19 protein-coding genes are annotated in these 18,351 nt (G+C 61.4%); 18 read left to right on the top strand and 1 reads right to left on the bottom strand.

The annotated features are described in order from the left end of the window. The first annotated feature begins 6 nt into the window (after window positions 1-6). The 17 genes from fliF (at window position 7) to flhB (ending at window position 15,087) form a co-directional block, all read left to right on the top strand. Window positions 7-1,794 (top strand): flagellar basal-body MS-ring/collar protein FliF, encoded by a 1,788-nt coding sequence (fliF, locus tag M5G18_RS17930; protein WP_007958290.1) that lies wholly within the window; start codon window positions 7-9, stop codon window positions 1,792-1,794. Further along, window positions 1,787-2,806 carry a flagellar motor switch protein FliG gene (fliG, locus tag M5G18_RS17925; RefSeq protein WP_007958288.1) on the top strand — a complete coding sequence of 340 codons (1,020 nt, stop codon included), beginning with the start codon at window positions 1,787-1,789 and terminating at the stop codon, window positions 2,804-2,806. Before fliF ends, fliG begins: the two co-directional genes overlap by 8 nt. Before the next feature lie 4 nt (window positions 2,807-2,810). After that, window positions 2,811-3,617, top strand: coding sequence for a flagellar assembly protein FliH (gene fliH / locus M5G18_RS17920; protein ID WP_273896650.1), 807 nt, complete (start codon window positions 2,811-2,813; stop codon window positions 3,615-3,617). Next, a complete protein-coding gene (gene fliI, locus M5G18_RS17915; RefSeq protein WP_085747110.1) occupies window positions 3,607-4,965 on the top strand; it encodes a flagellar protein export ATPase FliI in 1,359 nt (452 codons plus the stop codon). Before fliH ends, fliI begins: the two co-directional genes overlap by 11 nt. Before the next feature lie 6 nt (window positions 4,966-4,971). Beyond that, complete coding sequence (gene fliJ / locus M5G18_RS17910) at window positions 4,972-5,421, top strand: flagellar export protein FliJ (protein ID WP_007951935.1); 450 nt, start codon at window positions 4,972-4,974, stop codon at window positions 5,419-5,421. 101 nt (window positions 5,422-5,522) lie between these two features. Next, window positions 5,523-5,822, top strand: coding sequence for an STAS domain-containing protein (locus tag M5G18_RS17905; protein ID WP_007951938.1), 300 nt, complete (start codon window positions 5,523-5,525; stop codon window positions 5,820-5,822). Between the two features lie 5 nt (window positions 5,823-5,827). Continuing rightward, a complete protein-coding gene (locus M5G18_RS17900) occupies window positions 5,828-7,531 on the top strand; it encodes an ATP-binding SpoIIE family protein phosphatase (RefSeq protein WP_273896651.1) in 1,704 nt (567 codons plus the stop codon). A gap of 30 nt (window positions 7,532-7,561) precedes the next feature. After that, window positions 7,562-7,909: an Hpt domain-containing protein gene (locus tag M5G18_RS17895; protein ID WP_007951942.1), complete on the top strand. Its 348-nt coding sequence runs from the start codon at window positions 7,562-7,564 to the stop codon at window positions 7,907-7,909. Window positions 7,910-8,014: 105 nt separating this feature from the next. Then, entirely contained in the window at window positions 8,015-9,376 is a 1,362-nt protein-coding gene (locus M5G18_RS17890) for a flagellar hook-length control protein FliK (protein WP_273896652.1), read from the top strand. A 298-nt stretch (window positions 9,377-9,674) separates the two neighbouring features. Continuing rightward, a complete protein-coding gene (gene fliL / locus M5G18_RS17885; protein ID WP_230736292.1) occupies window positions 9,675-10,178 on the top strand; it encodes a flagellar basal body-associated protein FliL in 504 nt (167 codons plus the stop codon). A gap of 9 nt (window positions 10,179-10,187) precedes the next feature. Beyond that, window positions 10,188-11,156: a flagellar motor switch protein FliM gene (gene fliM, locus M5G18_RS17880; protein ID WP_003222890.1), complete on the top strand. Its 969-nt coding sequence runs from the start codon at window positions 10,188-10,190 to the stop codon at window positions 11,154-11,156. Between the two features lie 57 nt (window positions 11,157-11,213). Then, window positions 11,214-11,672: a flagellar motor switch protein FliN gene (fliN, locus tag M5G18_RS17875; protein ID WP_007951948.1), complete on the top strand. Its 459-nt coding sequence runs from the start codon at window positions 11,214-11,216 to the stop codon at window positions 11,670-11,672. Continuing rightward, complete coding sequence (fliO, locus tag M5G18_RS17870; protein WP_007951949.1) at window positions 11,673-12,131, top strand: flagellar biosynthetic protein FliO; 459 nt, start codon at window positions 11,673-11,675, stop codon at window positions 12,129-12,131. Next, complete coding sequence (fliP, locus tag M5G18_RS17865) at window positions 12,131-12,889, top strand: flagellar type III secretion system pore protein FliP (protein ID WP_007951950.1); 759 nt, start codon at window positions 12,131-12,133, stop codon at window positions 12,887-12,889. The genes fliO and fliP overlap by 1 nt, the downstream gene beginning before the upstream one ends. Beyond that, window positions 12,886-13,155, top strand: coding sequence for a flagellar biosynthesis protein FliQ (fliQ, locus tag M5G18_RS17860; protein WP_007951951.1), 270 nt, complete (start codon window positions 12,886-12,888; stop codon window positions 13,153-13,155). Before fliP ends, fliQ begins: the two co-directional genes overlap by 4 nt. 3 nt (window positions 13,156-13,158) lie before the next feature. After that, complete coding sequence (gene fliR, locus M5G18_RS17855) at window positions 13,159-13,944, top strand: flagellar biosynthetic protein FliR (protein WP_007951952.1); 786 nt, start codon at window positions 13,159-13,161, stop codon at window positions 13,942-13,944. Between the two features lie 3 nt (window positions 13,945-13,947). After that, window positions 13,948-15,087: a flagellar biosynthesis protein FlhB gene (gene flhB, locus M5G18_RS17850; protein WP_273896653.1), complete on the top strand. Its 1,140-nt coding sequence runs from the start codon at window positions 13,948-13,950 to the stop codon at window positions 15,085-15,087. A gap of 224 nt (window positions 15,088-15,311) precedes the next feature. Here the strand turns inward: flhB and M5G18_RS17845 are convergent, their stop codons facing one another. Continuing rightward, on the bottom strand, window positions 15,312-15,686 hold the full coding sequence (locus tag M5G18_RS17845) for a DUF6124 family protein (RefSeq protein WP_273896654.1): 375 nt from the start codon (window positions 15,684-15,686) through the stop codon (window positions 15,312-15,314). 528 nt (window positions 15,687-16,214) lie between these two features. On the opposite strand from M5G18_RS17845, the gene flhA reads away from it, so the two are divergent. Beyond that, window positions 16,215-18,344 (top strand): flagellar biosynthesis protein FlhA, encoded by a 2,130-nt coding sequence (gene flhA / locus M5G18_RS17840; RefSeq protein ID WP_007951956.1) that lies wholly within the window; start codon window positions 16,215-16,217, stop codon window positions 18,342-18,344. Window positions 18,345-18,351: the final 7 nt, after the last annotated feature.

The following is an 18,351-nucleotide window of genomic DNA, read 5'->3' as shown; positions in this document are numbered from 1 at the left end:
TGAGTCATGGCAGAAGCAGTCGCCGATAACGTTCCGGCCAAGGCCACCCCGATAGACGGCAAACCGCCGCTGTTCGGCCTGTCCTTCCTGGAAAACCTCTCCGAGATGACCGTGCTGCGTCAGGTGGGCCTGTTGGTCGGCCTGGCCGCGAGCGTGGCGATTGGCTTTGCCGTGGTGCTGTGGTCGCAGCAACCGGACTACCGGCCTCTGTACGGCAGCCTTGCCGGCATGGACGCCAAGCAGGTCATGGACACCCTGGCCTCCGCCGACATTCCCTACACCGTTGAACCGAATTCCGGCGCCTTGCTGGTCAAGGCCGATGACCTGTCCCGTGCGCGGCTCAAGCTCGCGGCCGCTGGTGTCACTCCCAGCGACGGCAACATCGGTTTTGAAATCCTCGACAAGGAACAGGGTCTGGGCACCAGCCAGTTCATGGAAGCGACCCGTTATCGTCGCGGCCTCGAAGGCGAACTGGCCCGCACCATTTCCAGCCTGAACAACGTCAAGGGCGCGCGCGTTCACCTGGCGATCCCGAAAAGTTCGGTGTTCGTGCGTGACGAACGCAAGCCTAGCGCTTCGGTACTGGTCGAGCTGTACTCCGGTCGTTCGCTGGAGCCAGGCCAGGTCGTTGCCATTATCAATCTGGTGGCGACCTCCGTTCCCGAGCTGAGCAAATCGCAGATCACCGTCGTCGACCAGAAGGGCAACCTGCTGTCGGATCAGGCGGAAAACTCTGAAATGACCATGGCCGGCAAGCAGTTCGACTACAGCCGCCGCATGGAAAGCATGCTCACCCAGCGCGTGCACAACATTCTGCAACCGGTACTGGGCAACGATCGCTACAAGGCTGAAGTCTCGGCCGACGTCGATTTCAGTGCTGTCGAATCGACCGCCGAGCAGTTCAACCCGGATCAACCGGCCCTGCGCAGCGAACAGTCGGTCAACGAACAACGCACCGCCAGCAATGGCCCGCAAGGTGTGCCGGGTGCCCTGAGCAACCAGCCACCGTCGCCGGCTTCGGCGCCGCAAACCACCGGTGGCGCAGCCGCCCCGGCGAGCATGGTGCAGCCTGGTCAGCCGCTGGTTGATGCCAACGGTCAGCAGATCATGGACCCGGCAACCGGCCAGCCGATGCTCGCGCCGTACCCGGCGGACAAGCGTCAACAATCCACCAAGAACTTCGAACTCGACCGTTCCATCAGCCACACCAAACAGCAGCAGGGTCGCCTGAATCGCCTGTCGGTGTCGGTGGTGGTGGACGATCAGGTCAAGATCAACCCGGCCAACGGCGAAACCACCCGTGCGCCGTGGAGCGCCGACGAATTGGCGCGCTTCACCCGTCTGGTGCAGGACGCCGTCGGCTTCGACGCCAGTCGTGGCGACAGCGTCAGCGTGATCAACATGCCGTTCTCCGCCGAGCGCGGCGAAGTGATCGCCGACATTCCGTTCTACTCCCAGCCATGGTTCTGGGACATCGTCAAACAAGTGCTGGGTGTGTTGTTCATCCTGGTGCTGGTGTTCGGCGTGCTGCGTCCGGTGCTCAACAACATCACCGGTGGCGGCAAAAGCAAGGAGCTGGCCGGTCTCGGCGGCGACATGGAACTCGGTGGCATGGGCGGTCTGGATGGTGAACTGTCCAACGATCGCGTCAGCCTCGGCGGCCCGACCAGCATTCTGCTGCCGAGCCCGAGCGAGGGTTATGACGCTCAGTTGAACGCAATCAAGAGTCTGGTGGCAGAAGACCCGGGTCGTGTGGCCCAGGTCGTGAAAGAGTGGATTAACGCAGATGAGTGATAACCGAGCCGCCGTCGCCAAACTGTCCCGGGTCGATAAAGCCGCGATTCTGCTGCTGTCCCTGGGTTCGACCGATGCCGCACAAGTGCTGCGCCACATGGGCCCCAAAGAGGTTCAGCGAGTCGGCGTGGCCATGGCCCAGATGGGCAACGTCCACCGTGAGCAGGTCGAGCAGGTCATGAGCGAGTTCGTCGACATCGTCGGCGATCAGACCAGCCTGGGCGTCGGCTCCGACGACTACGTGCGCAAAATGCTCACCCAGGCCCTGGGTGAAGACAAGGCCAACGGCCTGATCGACCGCATTCTGCTGGGCGGCAACACCAGTGGCCTCGACAGCCTGAAATGGATGGAGCCGCGCGCCGTTGCCGACGTGATCCGTTACGAACACCCGCAGATCCAGGCGATCGTGGTCGCGTACCTCGATCCGGATCAGGCCGGTGAAGTGCTGGGCAACTTCGACCACAAGGTGCGTCTGGACATCATCCTGCGCGTCTCGTCGTTGAACACCGTACAGCCGGCCGCGCTGAAAGAATTGAACCAGATCCTCGAGAAGCAGTTCTCCGGCAACTCGAACGCCTCGCGCACCACCCTGGGTGGCATCAAGCGGGCGGCGGACATCATGAACTTCCTCGACAGCTCGATCGAAGGCCAGCTCATGGACTCGATCCGCGAAGTCGACGAAGATCTGTCCGGTCAGATCGAAGACCTCATGTTCGTGTTCAACAACCTGGCCGATGTCGACGACCGCGGTATCCAGGCACTGTTGCGCGAAGTGTCTTCCGACGTGCTGGTGCTGGCCCTCAAGGGTTCGGACGAAGGCGTCAAAGAGAAGATCTTCAAGAACATGTCCAAGCGTGCCGCCGAACTGCTGCGCGACGACCTCGAGGCCAAGGGCCCGGTGCGCGTCAGCGACGTGGAGACCGCGCAGAAGGAAATCCTCACCATCGCCCGCCGTATGGCCGAAGCCGGAGAAATCGTGCTCGGTGGCAAGGGCGGCGAGGAAATGATCTAAGCCCATGGACAAGCATGACGACGATGTGACGGACCTGATCCGTGCCCGGGACGTCCGTGGTTTCGAATCTTGGGCGTTGCCCAGCTTCGACCCGCCGAAACCTGAGCCCGAGCCGGAACCTGAGCCTGAACCGCCGGAGATGGAAGAAGTGCCGCTGGAAGAAGTCCAGCCACTGACGCTGGAAGAACTCGAAAGCATCCGTCAGGAGGCCTACAACGAGGGCTTCGCCATCGGCGAAAAGGAAGGCTTTCACAGCGCTACCCTCAAGGTGCGCCAGGAAGCCGAAGTGGTCCTGACGGCCAAGGTCAACAGCCTTGAGCAACTGATGGGCCACCTGTTCGAGCCCATTGCCGAGCAAGACACCCAGATCGAAAAGTCGCTGGTCGACCTCGTGCAGCACATCGCCAAACAGGTGATTCAGCGCGAGCTGGCCATCGACTCGACGCAGATCGAACACGTCATGCGCGACGCCCTCAAGCTGTTGCCGCTGGGCGTAGGCAATGTGCGGCTGTACGTCAATCCGCAGGATTTCGAACAGGTCAAAGCCCTGCGCGAACGTCATGAGGAAACCTGGCGCATCGTCGAGGACGAATCCCTGCTGCCGGGCGGTTGCCGGGTCGAGACCGACCACAGCCGAATCGACGCCAGCATCGAAACCCGCGTCAGCCAGGTCATGGCCAAACTGTTCGACCAGTTGCACGAACAGGCCTTGCATCCGGCCGCGCCGGATCTGAGCCTCGACTTGCCGGAAACACCGAAGCCGGCTCCGATCGCAGAAGAGCCGCTCGCGGACGCCCCCGATGCGCCTTGAACGCACCAGCTTCGCCAAGCGCCTGAGCACTTACGCCGAGGCCACCGAAATCGCCGGTGCGCCGATCCTCGAAGGGCGCCTGCTGCGCATGGTCGGCCTGACGCTTGAAGCCGAAGGCCTGCGTGCCGCCATGGGCACCCGCTGCATGGTGATCAACGACGACACCTATCACCCGTCCCAGGTTGAAGCCGAAGTCATGGGCTTCTCCGGCAGCAAGGTGTTCCTGATGCCGGTCGGCAGCGTGGCCGGCATTGCCCCGGGCGCCCGCGTGGTGCCGTTGGCCGACACCGGTCGTTTGCCGATGGGCATGAGCATGCTCGGTCGTGTGCTCGACGGCGCCGGACGTGCGCTGGACGGCAAGGGCGGCATGAAGGCCGAAGACTGGGTGCCGATGGACGGCCCGACCATCAACCCGCTCAACCGTGACCCGATCAGCGAACCGCTCGACGTCGGCATCCGTTGCATCAACGGTTTGTTGACGGTCGGTCGCGGCCAGCGTCTGGGCCTGTTCGCCGGTACCGGTGTCGGTAAGTCGGTGTTGCTCGGCATGATGACTCGCTTCACCGAGGCCGACATCATCGTCGTCGGCCTGATCGGTGAGCGGGGTCGAGAAGTTAAAGAGTTCATCGAGCACATCCTCGGTGAAGAAGGCCTCAAGCGTTCCGTGGTGGTTGCATCACCTGCGGACGATGCGCCGCTGATGCGTCTTCGCGCGGCGATGTACTGCACGCGGATCGCCGAATATTTCCGCGACAAGGGCAAGAATGTCCTGTTGCTGATGGATTCGCTGACCCGTTTCGCCCAGGCCCAGCGGGAAATCGCTCTGGCCATCGGCGAGCCGCCGGCGACCAAGGGTTATCCGCCGTCGGTATTCGCCAAACTGCCGAAACTGGTGGAGCGCGCCGGTAATGCGGAGAAGGGCGGGGGTTCGATCACCGCGTTCTACACCGTACTGTCCGAGGGCGATGACCAGCAGGACCCGATCGCCGACTCCGCGCGGGGTGTGCTCGACGGCCACATCGTGCTGTCGCGGCGGCTGGCCGAGGAAGGTCATTACCCGGCCATTGATATTGAAGCCTCGATCAGCCGGGTGATGCCGGCGGTGGTGTCGCCGGAGCATATGCAGCGCGCGCAATACTTCAAGCAGTTGTGGTCGCGCTACCAACAGAGTCGCGACCTGATCAGCGTCGGCGCCTATGTCGCTGGCGGTGACCGCGAGACTGACCTTGCCATCAATCTGCAGCCGCAACTGGTCAGATACCTGCGTCAGGGTCTCAACGACAACATCAGCCTGGGTGAAAGCGAGGCGTACCTCAGCACGATTTTCGCCCCGGCGGCCGGCGGGTAACCGGTCATGGCCCTGAGTCGAGCCGCGCGTCTGGCGCCGGTGGTGGACATGGCCGAGAAGGCCGAGAAAACCGCCGTGCAGCGCCTGGGTTACTTTCAGGGTCAGGTGAAGGTGGCCGAGAGCAAGCTCGCCGACCTGCATGCCTTTCGTCTGGATTACTCCGAGCAGTGGATCGTACGCGGCAGCACGGGCGTGTCCGGGCAATGGCTGCTCGGTTTTCAGGGCTTCCTGGCGCAACTCGACACTGCTGTCGATCAACAGCGTCAGAGCCTGCAATGGCACCAGAACAACCTGGACAAGGCCCGTGATGCCTGGCAGCAGGCATTCGCCCGGGTCGAAGGTCTGCGTAAGCTTGTACAACGTTATCTGGATGAAGCGCAGCGCGCCGAAGACAAGCGCGAACAGAAATTGCTGGACGAGTTGTCTCAGCGTCTGCCGCGCCACGAGGCGTTTTGACGGGCAGATCTCGCACAGATCCCGACGCCATCGCGCCTTGCCCATGGCCCCTCCAAGTGCTAAACCTTGTACACGTTCGTCAATGACAAGGAAGCCAGTACATGTCAGTCGTTACAGAAGTCTCTCCCGACAAGAAAAAACTGACGATTTCGGTCAAGGGGCGATTCGATTTCGCCAAGCATCAGGAATTTCGCCAATCCTACGAAAAAGAGCAGCCCGAATCGGTGATTGTCGACCTCAAGGAGGCGACCTATCTCGACAGTTCGGCGCTCGGCATGCTGCTTCTGCTGCGTGATCATGTCGGCGGTGACGACTCGGAAATCCGCGTGGTCAATAGCAGTTCCGACGTGAAGAAAATCCTCGCCATTTCCAACTTCGACAAACTGTTCGACATCAGTTGACGGCCATGCAGCCGCAAGAGCCGCTGACGATCCTGATCGCCGAAGACAGCGCCGCTGACCGGCTGTTGTTGTCGACCATCGTCCGTCGTCAGGGGCATGAAGTGCTGACGGCCACCCACGGTGCGGAGGCGGTCGAGGCGTTTATCCGGCAAAAGCCGCATCTGGTGTTGATGGACGCGATGATGCCGGTGATGGACGGCTTCGAAGCCGCACGCCAGATCAAGAGGCTGGCGGGTGAAAACCTGGTGCCGATCATCTTCCTCACGTCGCTGACGGAAAGTGAAGCCCTGGCCCGTTGCCTCGAGGCCGGCGGTGACGACTTTCTGGCGAAGCCCTACAACCAGGTGATCCTCGCCGCCAAAATCAAGGCGATGGATCGCTTGCGCCGTTTGCAGGCCACGGTTCTTCAACAGCGCGATCTGATCGCCAAGCATCACGACTATCTGCTCAATGAGCAGCGGGTCGCCAAGGCCGTGTTCGACAAGGTCGCGCATTCCGGCTGCCTGAGCGCGCCGAACATCCGTTACCTGCAATCACCTTACGCGCTGTTCAACGGCGACCTGCTGTTGGCCGCGTACACCCCGGCCGGCGACATGCATGTGTTGCTTGGTGATTTCACCGGCCATGGTTTGCCGGCGGCGGTCGGGGCCATGCCGCTGGCCGAGGTGTTCTATGGCATGACCGCCAAGGGTTACGGTCTGGCCGAGACCCTGCGGGAAATGAACGCCAAGCTCAAGCGCATCCTGCCGGTGGACATGTTCTGTTGCGCGACGCTGTTGTGCCTGAGTTTTCAGCGGCGCTCGGTGGAAGTCTGGAACGGCGGCATGCCCGACGGTTATCTGCACTGCCTCGCTACCGGGGAGCGCAAGCCACTCGCTGCGCGCCACTTGCCGCTGGGTGTGCTCAGCCCGCAGACCTTCGATGACCGCACCGAGGTTCACTCGATGGCAGTGGGCGATCGGGTGTTCCTGCTCTCGGACGGGGTTATCGACACCTGCGATGCCAACGATCAGTTGTTCGGTGTCGAGCGCTTGCACCAGGTGTTCGCCGCCAATCACCAGCCGGATCGGCTGTTCGAGGAAATCGAGCAGGCGTTGCAGGACTTTCGCGGTGAGGCCCGGGACGATGTGAGCATGGTCGAGGTCAGCCTGCTGGAGATGGCGCAGGTCAATCCGTCGGCGCCGGTGTATTCCGACAGTGGCCAGTCCTGTCCGCTGGACTGGTCGGTGAGCTTCGAATTTCGCGGTGCCACGCTCAAGCGCTTCAATCCGCTGCCTTATCTGTTGCAGTTGCTGCTTGAGGTGCATGGATTGCGGGCGCAGAGTGGCGCACTGTACAGCGTGCTGGCCGAGCTTTATTCCAACGCGCTGGAGCATGGCGTGCTGGGACTGGATTCGAGCCTCAAGCGCGATGCGTCGGGTTTCGCCCGTTATTATGAGCAGCGCAATGCGCGACTGGAGGCCTTGCAGGACGGTTACGTGCGCGTGCATTTGCAGGTGCGGCCGGAAGGCGAGGGTGGTTGTCTGGTGGTGCGGGTCGAAGACAGCGGCCAGGGGTTTGATGTCTCGCGCGTGATGGAGCGACCGCTCGACGGTGTCCGTCTGTCGGGGCGCGGAGTCAGCCTGATCCGGCAATTGGCGCGTAATGCCAGTTGGTCAGACGATGGTCGCAGTGCTCGCGTGGAGTTTTTCTGGGAGGCTCTGGCATAATCCGCGCATTCTTGATCAAGGAGTGAACAAGTGGCTGATACACATGTGGACCACGAGGCGCTGAGCGCGCTGCGGGAAGTGATGGAAGACAGCTATCCGGAACTGCTGGATACCTTCCTCGCCGATTCCGAAAATCGCCTGCGCGAGTTGCAGCAGACTGCCGATGCCGACGCATTGTCTTCCGTTGCGCACAGCTTCAAGGGCAGCAGCAGCAACATGGGCGCGACCCGTCTTGCGGTGCTGTGCCAGGAGCTGGAACAGCATGCCAAAGACAAAAGCCCTTCTGAAATCATCAAACTGGTCGCCGACATCCATAGCGAATTCGCCGATGTGCGGCCCGTTTATGTCGCCGAGCGACAGCGCTCGCTGACGCACTGATCCTGCCGTCGGGCGGTTTTGTCGGGATTCTGACGAAACTGGCCCGGCACTTGCAGTCATCTATCCCAACTGTACCTACGATCCCAGTGCAGCGGAGACCGTGCCATGCCTGCAAGCCCCAACATTCTTCTTCAGACCGCCGCCCAGGCCAAGGCGCAAGCTGCCTCGGCCAAATCATCGGCAGTGGCCGCAGAGCCCGGGGACAAGGCCTCCAGCTTCGCTCAAGTATTTGCCGATCAAGGCCCGAACAAGCCCTCGGTGACCGTCGACAATTCGGCAAAACCTGCCCGTGACAAGGTCGCCGACAACAGCGGCAAGAAAGACCTCGGCAAGGATCAGTCTGCCGCCCCGGAGCCGGCGGTTGCCGATAGCGGCAAAGCCTTGCCCGCCGACAAACCGGCGACGGCGGCAACGGACGACAAAACCGCTGCTGATGATGAGACTGCCGATACCGCAACGACTCCTGTTGTCGACACAGCACCGGTGGATCCGGCGCTGGTGGCGGCGGTAGAACCTGTCGTTACCACACCGGTAGCCGCCACCCCTGTCGTCGATACCGCCGCAAAACCGGAAACCGACAAACCAGCCGTGGCGGCATTGCCGGGTATGGTCAAGGATCCGGTGCCGGCCACTGACCCGGCGTTCGACCCCGAGGCGGATCCGCTGGATTCGCTGCCCGCGGTGCGCATGGCCATGGAGCAGAGTGGCCACATTTCCGCTTCCAGTCAGTCCCAGCCCAAGGCCACCCCGGCCCAGGCTCAGGCTGACGGCGAATTGACCTCGGCGCAGAACTTCGCTGCCGGCATGGCCAGCATGCTCGACGTGCAGGCTGACAAGGACAGCACCAGCCAGGGCGGCGAAAAGGCGTTCAGCGGTCTGATCGATGACGGCCTCAAAGACCTGAAGACCGCCACCAGCGACACCCGCGTGGATGATTTCGCCAACCGTCTGGCGGCGCTGACCCAGGCTGCCACACCGAAAACCGCCAACGCGGTGCCGGTGAACCAGCCGATTGCCATGCATCAGAACGGCTGGACCGAAGAAGTGGTCAACCGGGTCATGTATCTGTCGAGCAACAACCTGAAGGCGGCTGACATCCAGTTGCAGCCGGCCGAGCTGGGGCGTCTGGATATCCGGGTGAACATGGTCCCGGACCAGCAGACCCAGGTGACCTTCATGAGTGCTCATCCGAGCGTGCGTGAAGCCCTCGACGGTCAGATGCACCGCCTGCGCGACATGTTCAACCAGCAAGGCATGGGGCAGGTCGACGTCAACGTGTCCGACCAGAACCGTGGCTGGCAGGGTCAAGGTGAGGAACAGGCGCAGCAGGGGCAGGGCGGTCGCACCAGCGCAGCCGGCGGTCGCCTGGATTCGGCTGAAGAAGAGTTGACGCCGTCAGCCGTGGCTGAAGCGGCGGCCACCGCCACTCACGTGATCGGCTCCAGCGCTGTCGATTACTACGCCTGATCAAATCAAAAGCCCCTCACCCTAGCCCTCTCCCGGAGGGAGAGGGAACTGATTGGGGGATGCTTGAGATGCTCGCTAACCTGATTGTTTTGAGCTGAATCCAAATCGACTCGATGCTTCAGGTCGACATATCACGAAAAGACAACTCGATCGGCTCCCTCTCCCTTTGGGAGAGGGCTGGGGTGAGGGTTGCTTTTGACTTCAGCGTTGTCTCCACGACTCCCGACACTTCTGGCATAACACTTGCTCTTGCCTTGCCGTGCGACTGTGAAAACCCGATTAGTGACGGATTATTGGCATGGCGAAGAGCGAAGCTGCAGCAGTAAAAGACCCCGCAACCAAAGGCAAACTCAAGCTGATCATCGTGATCGTGCTGGGTCTGTTGCTGGCGATCGGCACGTCCGTGGGGGCGACCTGGTTCTTCATGCACAGTGCCCAGAGCAAGCCTGAGGCTGCGGCCGAAGCGGCCCCGGTCGGCAAGCAACCGGCGATTTTCGAGCCGATGGCGCCGGCCTTCGTGGCCAACTACAACCAGAACGGCCGTCAGCGCTACATGCAGGTGAGCATCACCATGCTGGCGCGCAATCAGGCGGATCTGGAAGCGCTCAAAGTGCACATGCCGGTGATCCGCAACAACCTGGTGATGCTCTTCTCCGGTCAGGATTTCGCCACGCTGGCGACCCCGGTCGGTCAGGAGATGTTGCGCCAGAAGGCCACAGCCAGCGTCCAGGAAGTGGCGCAGAAAGAGCTGGGCAAAGTGGTGATCGAACAGTTGCTTTTCACTAATTTCGTACTGCAGTAGGAACACGACATGGCCGTGCAGGATCTGCTGTCCCAGGATGAAATCGACGCGCTGTTGCACGGCGTCGACGATGGTCTGGTACAGACCGATAACGCTGCCGAACCCGGCAGTGTCAAAAGCTACGACCTGACCAGCCAGGATCGCATCGTCCGTGGACGCATGCCGACTCTGGAAATGATCAACGAGCGTTTTGCCCGCTACACCCGCATCAGCATGTTCAACATGCTGCGCCGCTCGGCGGACGTTGCCGTCGGTGGCGTACAGGTGATGAAGTTCGGCGAATACGTGCACTCGCTGTACGTGCCGACCAGCCTCAACCTGGTCAAGATCAAACCCCTGCGCGGCACCGCGCTGTTCATCCTCGACGCCAAACTGGTGTTCAAGCTGGTGGACAACTTCTTCGGCGGCGACGGCCGTCACGCCAAGATCGAAGGGCGTGAATTCACCCCGACCGAACTGCGCGTGGTGCGCATGGTGCTGGAGCAGGCGTTCGTCGATTTGAAGGAAGCCTGGCAGGCGATCATGGAAGTCAACTTCGAGTACATCAACTCGGAAGTGAACCCGGCCATGGCCAACATCGTCGGCCCGAGCGAAGCGATCGTGGTCTCCACGTTCCACATCGAACTCGACGGCGGTGGCGGCGATCTGCACGTGACCATGCCGTACTCGATGATCGAGCCGGTGCGCGAAATGCTCGACGCCGGTTTCCAGTCGGACCTCGACGACCAGGACGAGCGCTGGGTCAACGCTCTGCGCCAGGACGTGCTCGACGTCGACGTGCCGATCGGCGCCACCGTAGCCCGCCGCCAGCTGAAACTGCGCGACATCCTGCACATGCAGCCGGGTGACGTGATTCCGGTGGAGATGCCGGAAGACATGATCATGCGCGCCAACGGCGTGCCGGCCTTCAAGGTCAAGATGGGCTCGCACAAAGGCAACCTTGCGTTGCAGGTTATCGAGCCAATCGAGCGCCGCTGAAGCGGCGCCCTCACTCCCTGATTCTTTTACCGGTTTTTTGCCCGCCGAGGACAAATGATGAACGACGATATGAACACCCAGGACGATCAGGCACTGGCCGATGAATGGGCTGCCGCCCTGGAAGAAACCGGTGAAGCCGGGCAGGCCGACATCGACGCGCTGCTGGCCGCCGATGCAGGTGCTTCGAGCTCCAACCGTCTGCCGATGGAAGAGTTCGGCAGCGTGCCGAAGAACAACGACCCGGTGACCCTCGACGGTCCGAACCTGGACGTGATTCTCGACATTCCGGTGTCGATCTCGATGGAAGTGGGCAGCACCGACATCAACATCCGCAACCTGCTGCAACTCAACCAGGGTTCGGTGATCGAGCTTGATCGTCTGGCCGGCGAGCCGCTGGACGTGCTGGTCAACGGCACCCTCATTGCCCACGGTGAAGTGGTCGTGGTCAACGAAAAGTTCGGCATCCGTCTGACTGACGTGATCAGCCCGAGCGAACGCATCAAGAAGCTGCGCTGAGTGAAAAAGGTTCTGGGGGCTTTGTTCGGTCTGGCGCTGGCGTTGCCGTTCAGCGTGCTGGCGGCCGAGCCGGTGGCGACCACGGCAGCGGCGGCTGCGCCGGCCGTCAACAGCGGCGTGGCCGGACAGCTGACGCAACTGGTGCTGGGTTTGTTGCTGGTGCTGGGGTTGATCTTCTTCCTCGCCTGGCTGTTGCGCCGGGTGCAGCAGGCAGGTCCCGCCGGCAAGGGGCAGGTGATCGAGCTGATCGGTTCCCGCGCGCTCGGGCCGCGTGACCGTCTGATGCTGGTGCAGGTCGGCAACGAGCAGATTCTGCTCGGCCTCAGCCCCGGAACCATCACTGCGTTGCACGTGCTCAAAGAGCCGGTCGAGGTGCCGAGCACCGCCGACAAAGCGACTCCGGAATTTGCCCAGCATCTGTTGAAGATCCTCGGCAAGGATCAGAAGGATAAGAAGTAATGGGTGCGTTGCGCATCGTCTTGACCCTGGCCTTGATGTTGGCCGCGCCGCTGGCATTCGCCGCCGATCCGTTGTCGATCCCGGCGATCACCCTGGGCACCAACGCCGAGGGCGCGCAGGAGTATTCGGTCAGCCTGCAGATCCTGCTGATCATGACGGCGCTGAGCTTCATTCCGGCCGCCGTCATCCTGATGACCAGTTTCACCCGGATCATCATCGTCTTCTCGATCCTGCGTCAGGCTCTGGGCCTGCAGCAGACACCGTCGAACCAGATCCTCACCGGTATGGCGCTGTTCCTGACGCTGTTCATCATGGCGCCGGTGTTCGATCGCGTGAACAACGATGCCTTGCAGCCGTACCTCGCGGAAAAACTGACCGCTCAGCAGGCAGTTGAAAAGGCTCAGGTGCCGATCAAGGACTTCATGCTCGCCCAGACCCGCTCCAGCGATCTGGAGCTGTTCATGCGCCTGTCCAAGCGCACCGACATCGCGACGCCGGATCAGGCGCCGCTGACGATTCTGGTGCCGGCGTTCGTGACGTCTGAACTGAAGACCGCGTTCCAGATCGGTTTCATGATCTTCATCCCGTTCCTGATCATCGACCTGGTGGTCGCGAGCGTGCTGATGGCGATGGGTATGATGATGCTGTCGCCGCTGATCATTTCCCTGCCGTTCAAAATCATGCTGTTCGTGCTGGTGGATGGCTGGGCGCTGATCATCGGCACCCTGGCCAGCAGTTTCGGAGGTGTATCGCCATGACGCCAGAAGTAGCGGTCGACATCTTTCGCGAAGCCCTGTGGCTGACCACCATGATGGTGGCGATCCTGGTGGTGCCGAGCCTGCTGGTGGGCCTGCTGGTGTCGATGTTCCAGGCCGCCACCCAGATCAACGAACAGACCCTGAGCTTTCTGCCGCGTCTGCTGGTGATGCTGGTAACGCTGATCGTCGCCGGCCCGTGGCTGGTGCAGACGTTCATGGAATACATCACTCAGTTGTACAAAAACATTCCGATGGTCATCGGCTAAGCCATGCAATCGCTGCTTCAGTTGACCGATACCCAGATCAGCACCTGGGTGGCGTCGTTCATGCTGCCGATGTTTCGCGTCGCCTCGATGTTGATGGTGATGCCGGTCTTCGGAACCACGCTGGTGCCCCGGCGGATCCGTCTGTACTTCGCCTTCGCGATCACCGTGGTGATCACGCCCAATTTGCCGGCAATGCCGGCGGTCAGCCCTCTGGACCTCAGCGGTTTGCTGCTGATCGCCGAGCAGATTCTGGTCGGTGCGGTGCTGGGGTTTTCTTTGCAATTGTTCTTTCAGGCCTTCGTGGTGGCGGGGCAGATCGTCGCGATCCAGATGGGCATGGGCTTCGCATCGATGATCGACCCTACCAACGGCGTGTCGGTGGCGGTGATCGGGCAGTTCTTCACAATGCTGGTGACCCTGCTGTTCCTGTCAATGAACGGGCACCTGGTGGTCTTCGAAGTGCTCACCGAAAGCTTCACCACGCTGCCGGTCGGCGGCGGGCTGATGACCACGCATTACTGGGAGCTGGCCGGCAAACTCGGCTGGGTGCTGGGCGCCGCCTTGTTGCTGGTGTTGCCGGCGGTCACCGCGCTGCTGGTGGTCAATATCGCGTTTGGCGTGATGACCCGGGCCGCGCCGCAGCTCAACATTTTCTCCATCGGCTTTCCGCTGACCCTGGTGCTCGGCCTGTTCATCGTCTGGGTCGGGTTGGCGGACATTCTCAATCAGTATCAACCGCTGGCCACCGAGGCCCTGCAGTTTTTACGCGAACTGGCAAAGGCGCGCTGAGTCATGGCTGAGAGCGAAAGCGGTCAGGACAAAACAGAAGACCCCACGGAGAAACGCAAAAAGGACTCCCGGGAAAAGGGTGAGATTGCGCGCTCCAAGGAGCTCAACACGCTGGCGATCATGCTCGCCGGCTCTGCCGCGCTGCTGATCTTTGGCGGGATGCTGGCGCAGGATTTGATGGAGCTGATGCGCCAGAACTTCACGCTGTCGCGGGAAGTGATCATGGACGAGCGCTCCATGGCGACGTTTCTGATGAGCTCCGGATTGCAGGCATTGCTGGCGATTCAGCCGATCATGATCACCCTGTTGCTGGCGGCTTTCCTCGGGCCGATCGCGCTGGGCGGCTGGTTGTTCGCTGCCGGTTCGCTGGCGCCCAAGTTCAGCCGGATGAACCCGGCGGCGGGCCTCAAGCGGATGTTCTCGATGAAGGCCGTGGTCGAGCTGCTCAAGGCGCTGGCCAAGTTTCTCATCACGTTGGGCGTGGCGCTGGTGGTGCTCAATTCGGACATCGACGACCTGCTGCGCATCGCCCACGAGCCGCTGGACCGGGCGATCATTCACAGCTTGCAACTGGTGGGCTGGAGCTCGCTGTGGCTGGCGTGCGGTTTGATCATCATCGCCGCCGTCGATGTGCCCGTGCAGATCTGGGAGAGCATCAAGAAGCTCAAGATGACCAAGCAGGAAGTGCGCGACGAGCACAAGGACCAGGAAGGTCGGCCGGAGGTCAAGCAACGCATTCGCCAGGTTCAGCGCGAGATGTCGCAGCGGCGGATGATGGCGGCGATTCCGGATGCCGACGTGGTCATCACCAACCCGACCCACTACGCCGTGGCGCTCAAGTACGACGCCGAGAAGGGCGGGGCGCCGATGCTGCTGGCCAAGGGCAGCGATTTCCTGGCGTTGAAGATTCGCGAAATCGCCGTGGCCAACAACGTCATGCTCCTCGAATCGCCAGCGCTGGCGCGTTCGATCTATTACTCCACGGAGCTGGAAGAAGAAATCCCCGGCGGCCTGTACCTGGCGGTCGCTCAGGTGCTGGCCTACGTCTACCAGATCCGCCAGCACCGCGCGGGCAAGGGCAAGTTCCCGGAACCGCTCAAGGACGACCTGCCGATCCCGCCGGATCTGCGGCGCGATTCCTGATTGTGATCAAACAAAAAAACCGCCATCCGGTTGAATCCGGTGGCGGTTTTTTTATGCCTGATGACCTGTGTTGCCTGTGAGGCCGCCTTCGCGGGCAAGTCGAACCGTCGCACCGCCGCTCCCACAGTGATTTGTGGTGTGCTTATATTCCCGAGCGACGCTAATCCTGTGGGAGCGGGCTTGCCCGCGAAGGCGTCAGCAACCACGACACATCACTCAAGCCTTCACACAGGGTTCGACGACGGCGGTATTTCTAGATTATCCAACACCCGATTCACGGCCAGTTCCCCGAGCATGATCAGTTGCGCAATACCCACCAGCGTCCTGCGCTGCGAGGCGGGCATGAGATGGGTGAAGTCATTGACGATGGTTCTGGCTGAGGCCAGGGTTTCGCAGGCATCGGCCAGCAGCTCTTCGTTTTTGAAGTCCGCCGTGACCGCGTACATTCTGCGGGTCTTGCGCGGTGGAGGCGTGGAGCCGGGCGGGCAGAGATAGTGATCGAGGGCGCGGTCGGCGGCTTCATGAAGCTTTCTGGAATCGGCGGATTCGTAGGGCGAGGCGGGATCGGTTTCGGGTGGATTGGGTGTTGGTTTGATCATGGTGAAGCTCCTGAGTTATGGAGCCACTCTCGCCTGTCGCTAAACAAGTGAAGGTGGCAGCTGTACGCAGGTTAGCGAACCGGTCTCAGGCACCCCGGTAGACCCAAAGGTCTCCCGCATACAGCCGCCATAACGTAATTGCGGACGAAGAGTCCCGCAACGAAGCCATGAACGCTGATGCACTGAGATAGTCCGAGTCGCTAAACCCGATCGCTGATTCGTCAGCGACAGATCCACGATAGAACCCGACCCCACAGCGCACAAGCCGGCGGATTCTGGCGTAGCTGTAGGCAACGGCGCAAGGATTCGTAGCCTGTAAGGCGTGTCTGAAGGTGTCTTTTAAACACCAGGGTTTAAAAGGCACTTTATGCTGGCATCTTGCGAATGCGACATCCCGCCCAGCAGAAAAAAACCACGCCCGAACCCCTCTGTTTCAATCCCCTGCAAAAGTTGGAAGGCTTCTTGCAGTAGCCGCCGTGCGCCTGCTTCGGGCGTCAAAAGTTTGCTTTAAAGGAACGGGGAAAACCGGTGGATCGCTCTCAGTTAATCAACAGTGCTCGCTCGAACATTGCCGACCTCAGTCGGGGCAATCTGGGTGTGCCGCTGTTGCTGCTGGTCATGCTGGCGATGATGATGTTGCCGGTGCCGCCGTTCCTGCTCGACGTGTTCTTCACCTTCAACATTGCCCTGTCGATCGTCGTGCTGCTGGTCTGCGTGTACGCCTTGCGGCCGCTGGATTTCGCGGTGTTCCCGACGATCCTGCTGGTGGCGACGCTGTTACGACTGGCGCTGAACGTGGCGTCGACGCGGGTGGTGATGCTCCACGGTCAGGACGGCCACGCCGCCGCCGGTAAGGTGATTCAGGCCTTCGGTGAGGTGGTGATCGGCGGTAACTACGTGGTTGGTATCGTGGTTTTCGCGATCTTGATGATCATCAACTTCGTCGTGGTAACCAAGGGTGCCGGCCGGATCTCCGAGGTGAGCGCGCGCTTCACCCTCGATGCGATGCCCGGCAAGCAAATGGCGATCGACGCCGACCTCAACGCCGGTCTGATCGACCAGGCCCAGGCCAAGGCTCGTCGTCAGGAAGTTGCTCAAGAGGCAGAGTTTTACGGTTCGATGGACGGTGCCAGCAAGTTCGTGCGCGGTGACGCCATCGCCGGCCTGCTGATTCTGTTCATCAACCTGATTGGCGGCATGGCCGTCGGTATCTTCCAGCACAACATGACTTTCGCCGACGCGGGCAAGGTTTACGCCTTGCTGACCATCGGTGACGGTTTAGTGGCGCAATTGCCATCACTGTTGTTATCTACAGCTGCAGCGATCATGGTGACCCGTGCTTCCGGCTCGGAAGACATGGGCAAACAGATCAATCGCCAGATGTTCGCCTCGCCAAAAGCGCTGGCGGTGGCTGCCGGTCTGATGGCGGTCATGGGCCTGGTGCCGGGCATGCCGCACTTCTCGTTCCTGAGCATGGCTGCCCTGGCTGCCGGTGGTGCTTACCTGTTCTGGAAGAAGCAGAACGTGGCCAAGGTCGTCGCGCTGGAAGAGGTCAAGCGTCAACAGGAACTGCTGCCGTCGCCGGCCCGCGCCATGGAAACCAAGGAGCTGGGCTGGGACGACGTGACCCCGATCGACATGATCGGCCTGGAGGTCGGCTACCGCCTGATTCCGTTGGTGGACCGCAACCAGGGCGGGCAATTGCTGGCACGGATCAAGGGCGTGCGCAAAAAGCTCTCGCAGGATCTGGGCTTCCTGATGCCGACCGTGCACATCCGCGACAACCTCGACCTGGCGCCAAGCGCCTATCGCCTGACCCTGATGGGCGTGATCCTGGCCGAAGCCGAGATCTACCCGGATCGCGAACTGGCGATCAACCCGGGGCAGGTCTACGGCTCGCTCAACGGCATTACCGCCAAAGATCCGGCTTTCGGCCTGGAGGCGGTGTGGATCGAAGTCAGCCAGCGTGCCCAGGCGCAATCGCTCGGTTACACCGTGGTCGATGCCAGCACCGTGGTTGCGACCCACTTGAACCAGATTCTGTACAAGCACTCCAGCGAGCTGATCGGCCACGAAGAAGTGCAGCAATTGATGCAATTGCTGGCCAAGAGCTCGCCGAAACTGGCTGAAGAGCTGGTGCCGGGCGTGGTCACGCTGTCGCAGTTGCTCAAGGTGTTGCAGGCGTTGCTGGCCGAACACGTGCCGGTGCGCGATATCCGCAGCATTGCCGAAGCCATCGCCAACAATGCCGCCAAGAGTCAAGATACCGCCGCTTTGGTGGCCGCTGTGCGGGTCGGCGTATCCCGCGCCATCGTCCAAAGCATTGTAGGGACTGAGTCGGAGCTGCCAGTTATCACGCTGGAGCCAAGGTTGGAACAAATATTGCTCAATAGTCTGCAGAAGGCAGGACAAGGCTCGGAAGAGGGCGTTCTGCTGGAGCCGAGCATGGCCGAGAAGCTGCAGCGTTCGCTGATCGAAGCGGCGCAGCGCCAGGAAATGCAAGGTCAGCCGGTGATCCTGTTGGTAGCAGGCCCGGTTCGCGCGATGCTCTCGCGCTTTGGTCGCCTGGCAGTTCCCGGACTGCATGTGCTGGCCTACCAGGAAATTCCGGACAACAAGCAAGTGACCATCGTTGCGACAGTAGGGCCCAACGGCTGAGGTAGTG

Origin of the sequence: Pseudomonas aphyarum (assembly GCF_028657055.1) — a bacterium.
GTDB classification, from domain to species: Bacteria; Pseudomonadota; Gammaproteobacteria; order Pseudomonadales; family Pseudomonadaceae; genus Aquipseudomonas; species Aquipseudomonas aphyarum.
Note: the sequence above shows the minus strand (reverse complement) of the source record. Positions and strands in the feature narration are given on the sequence as shown.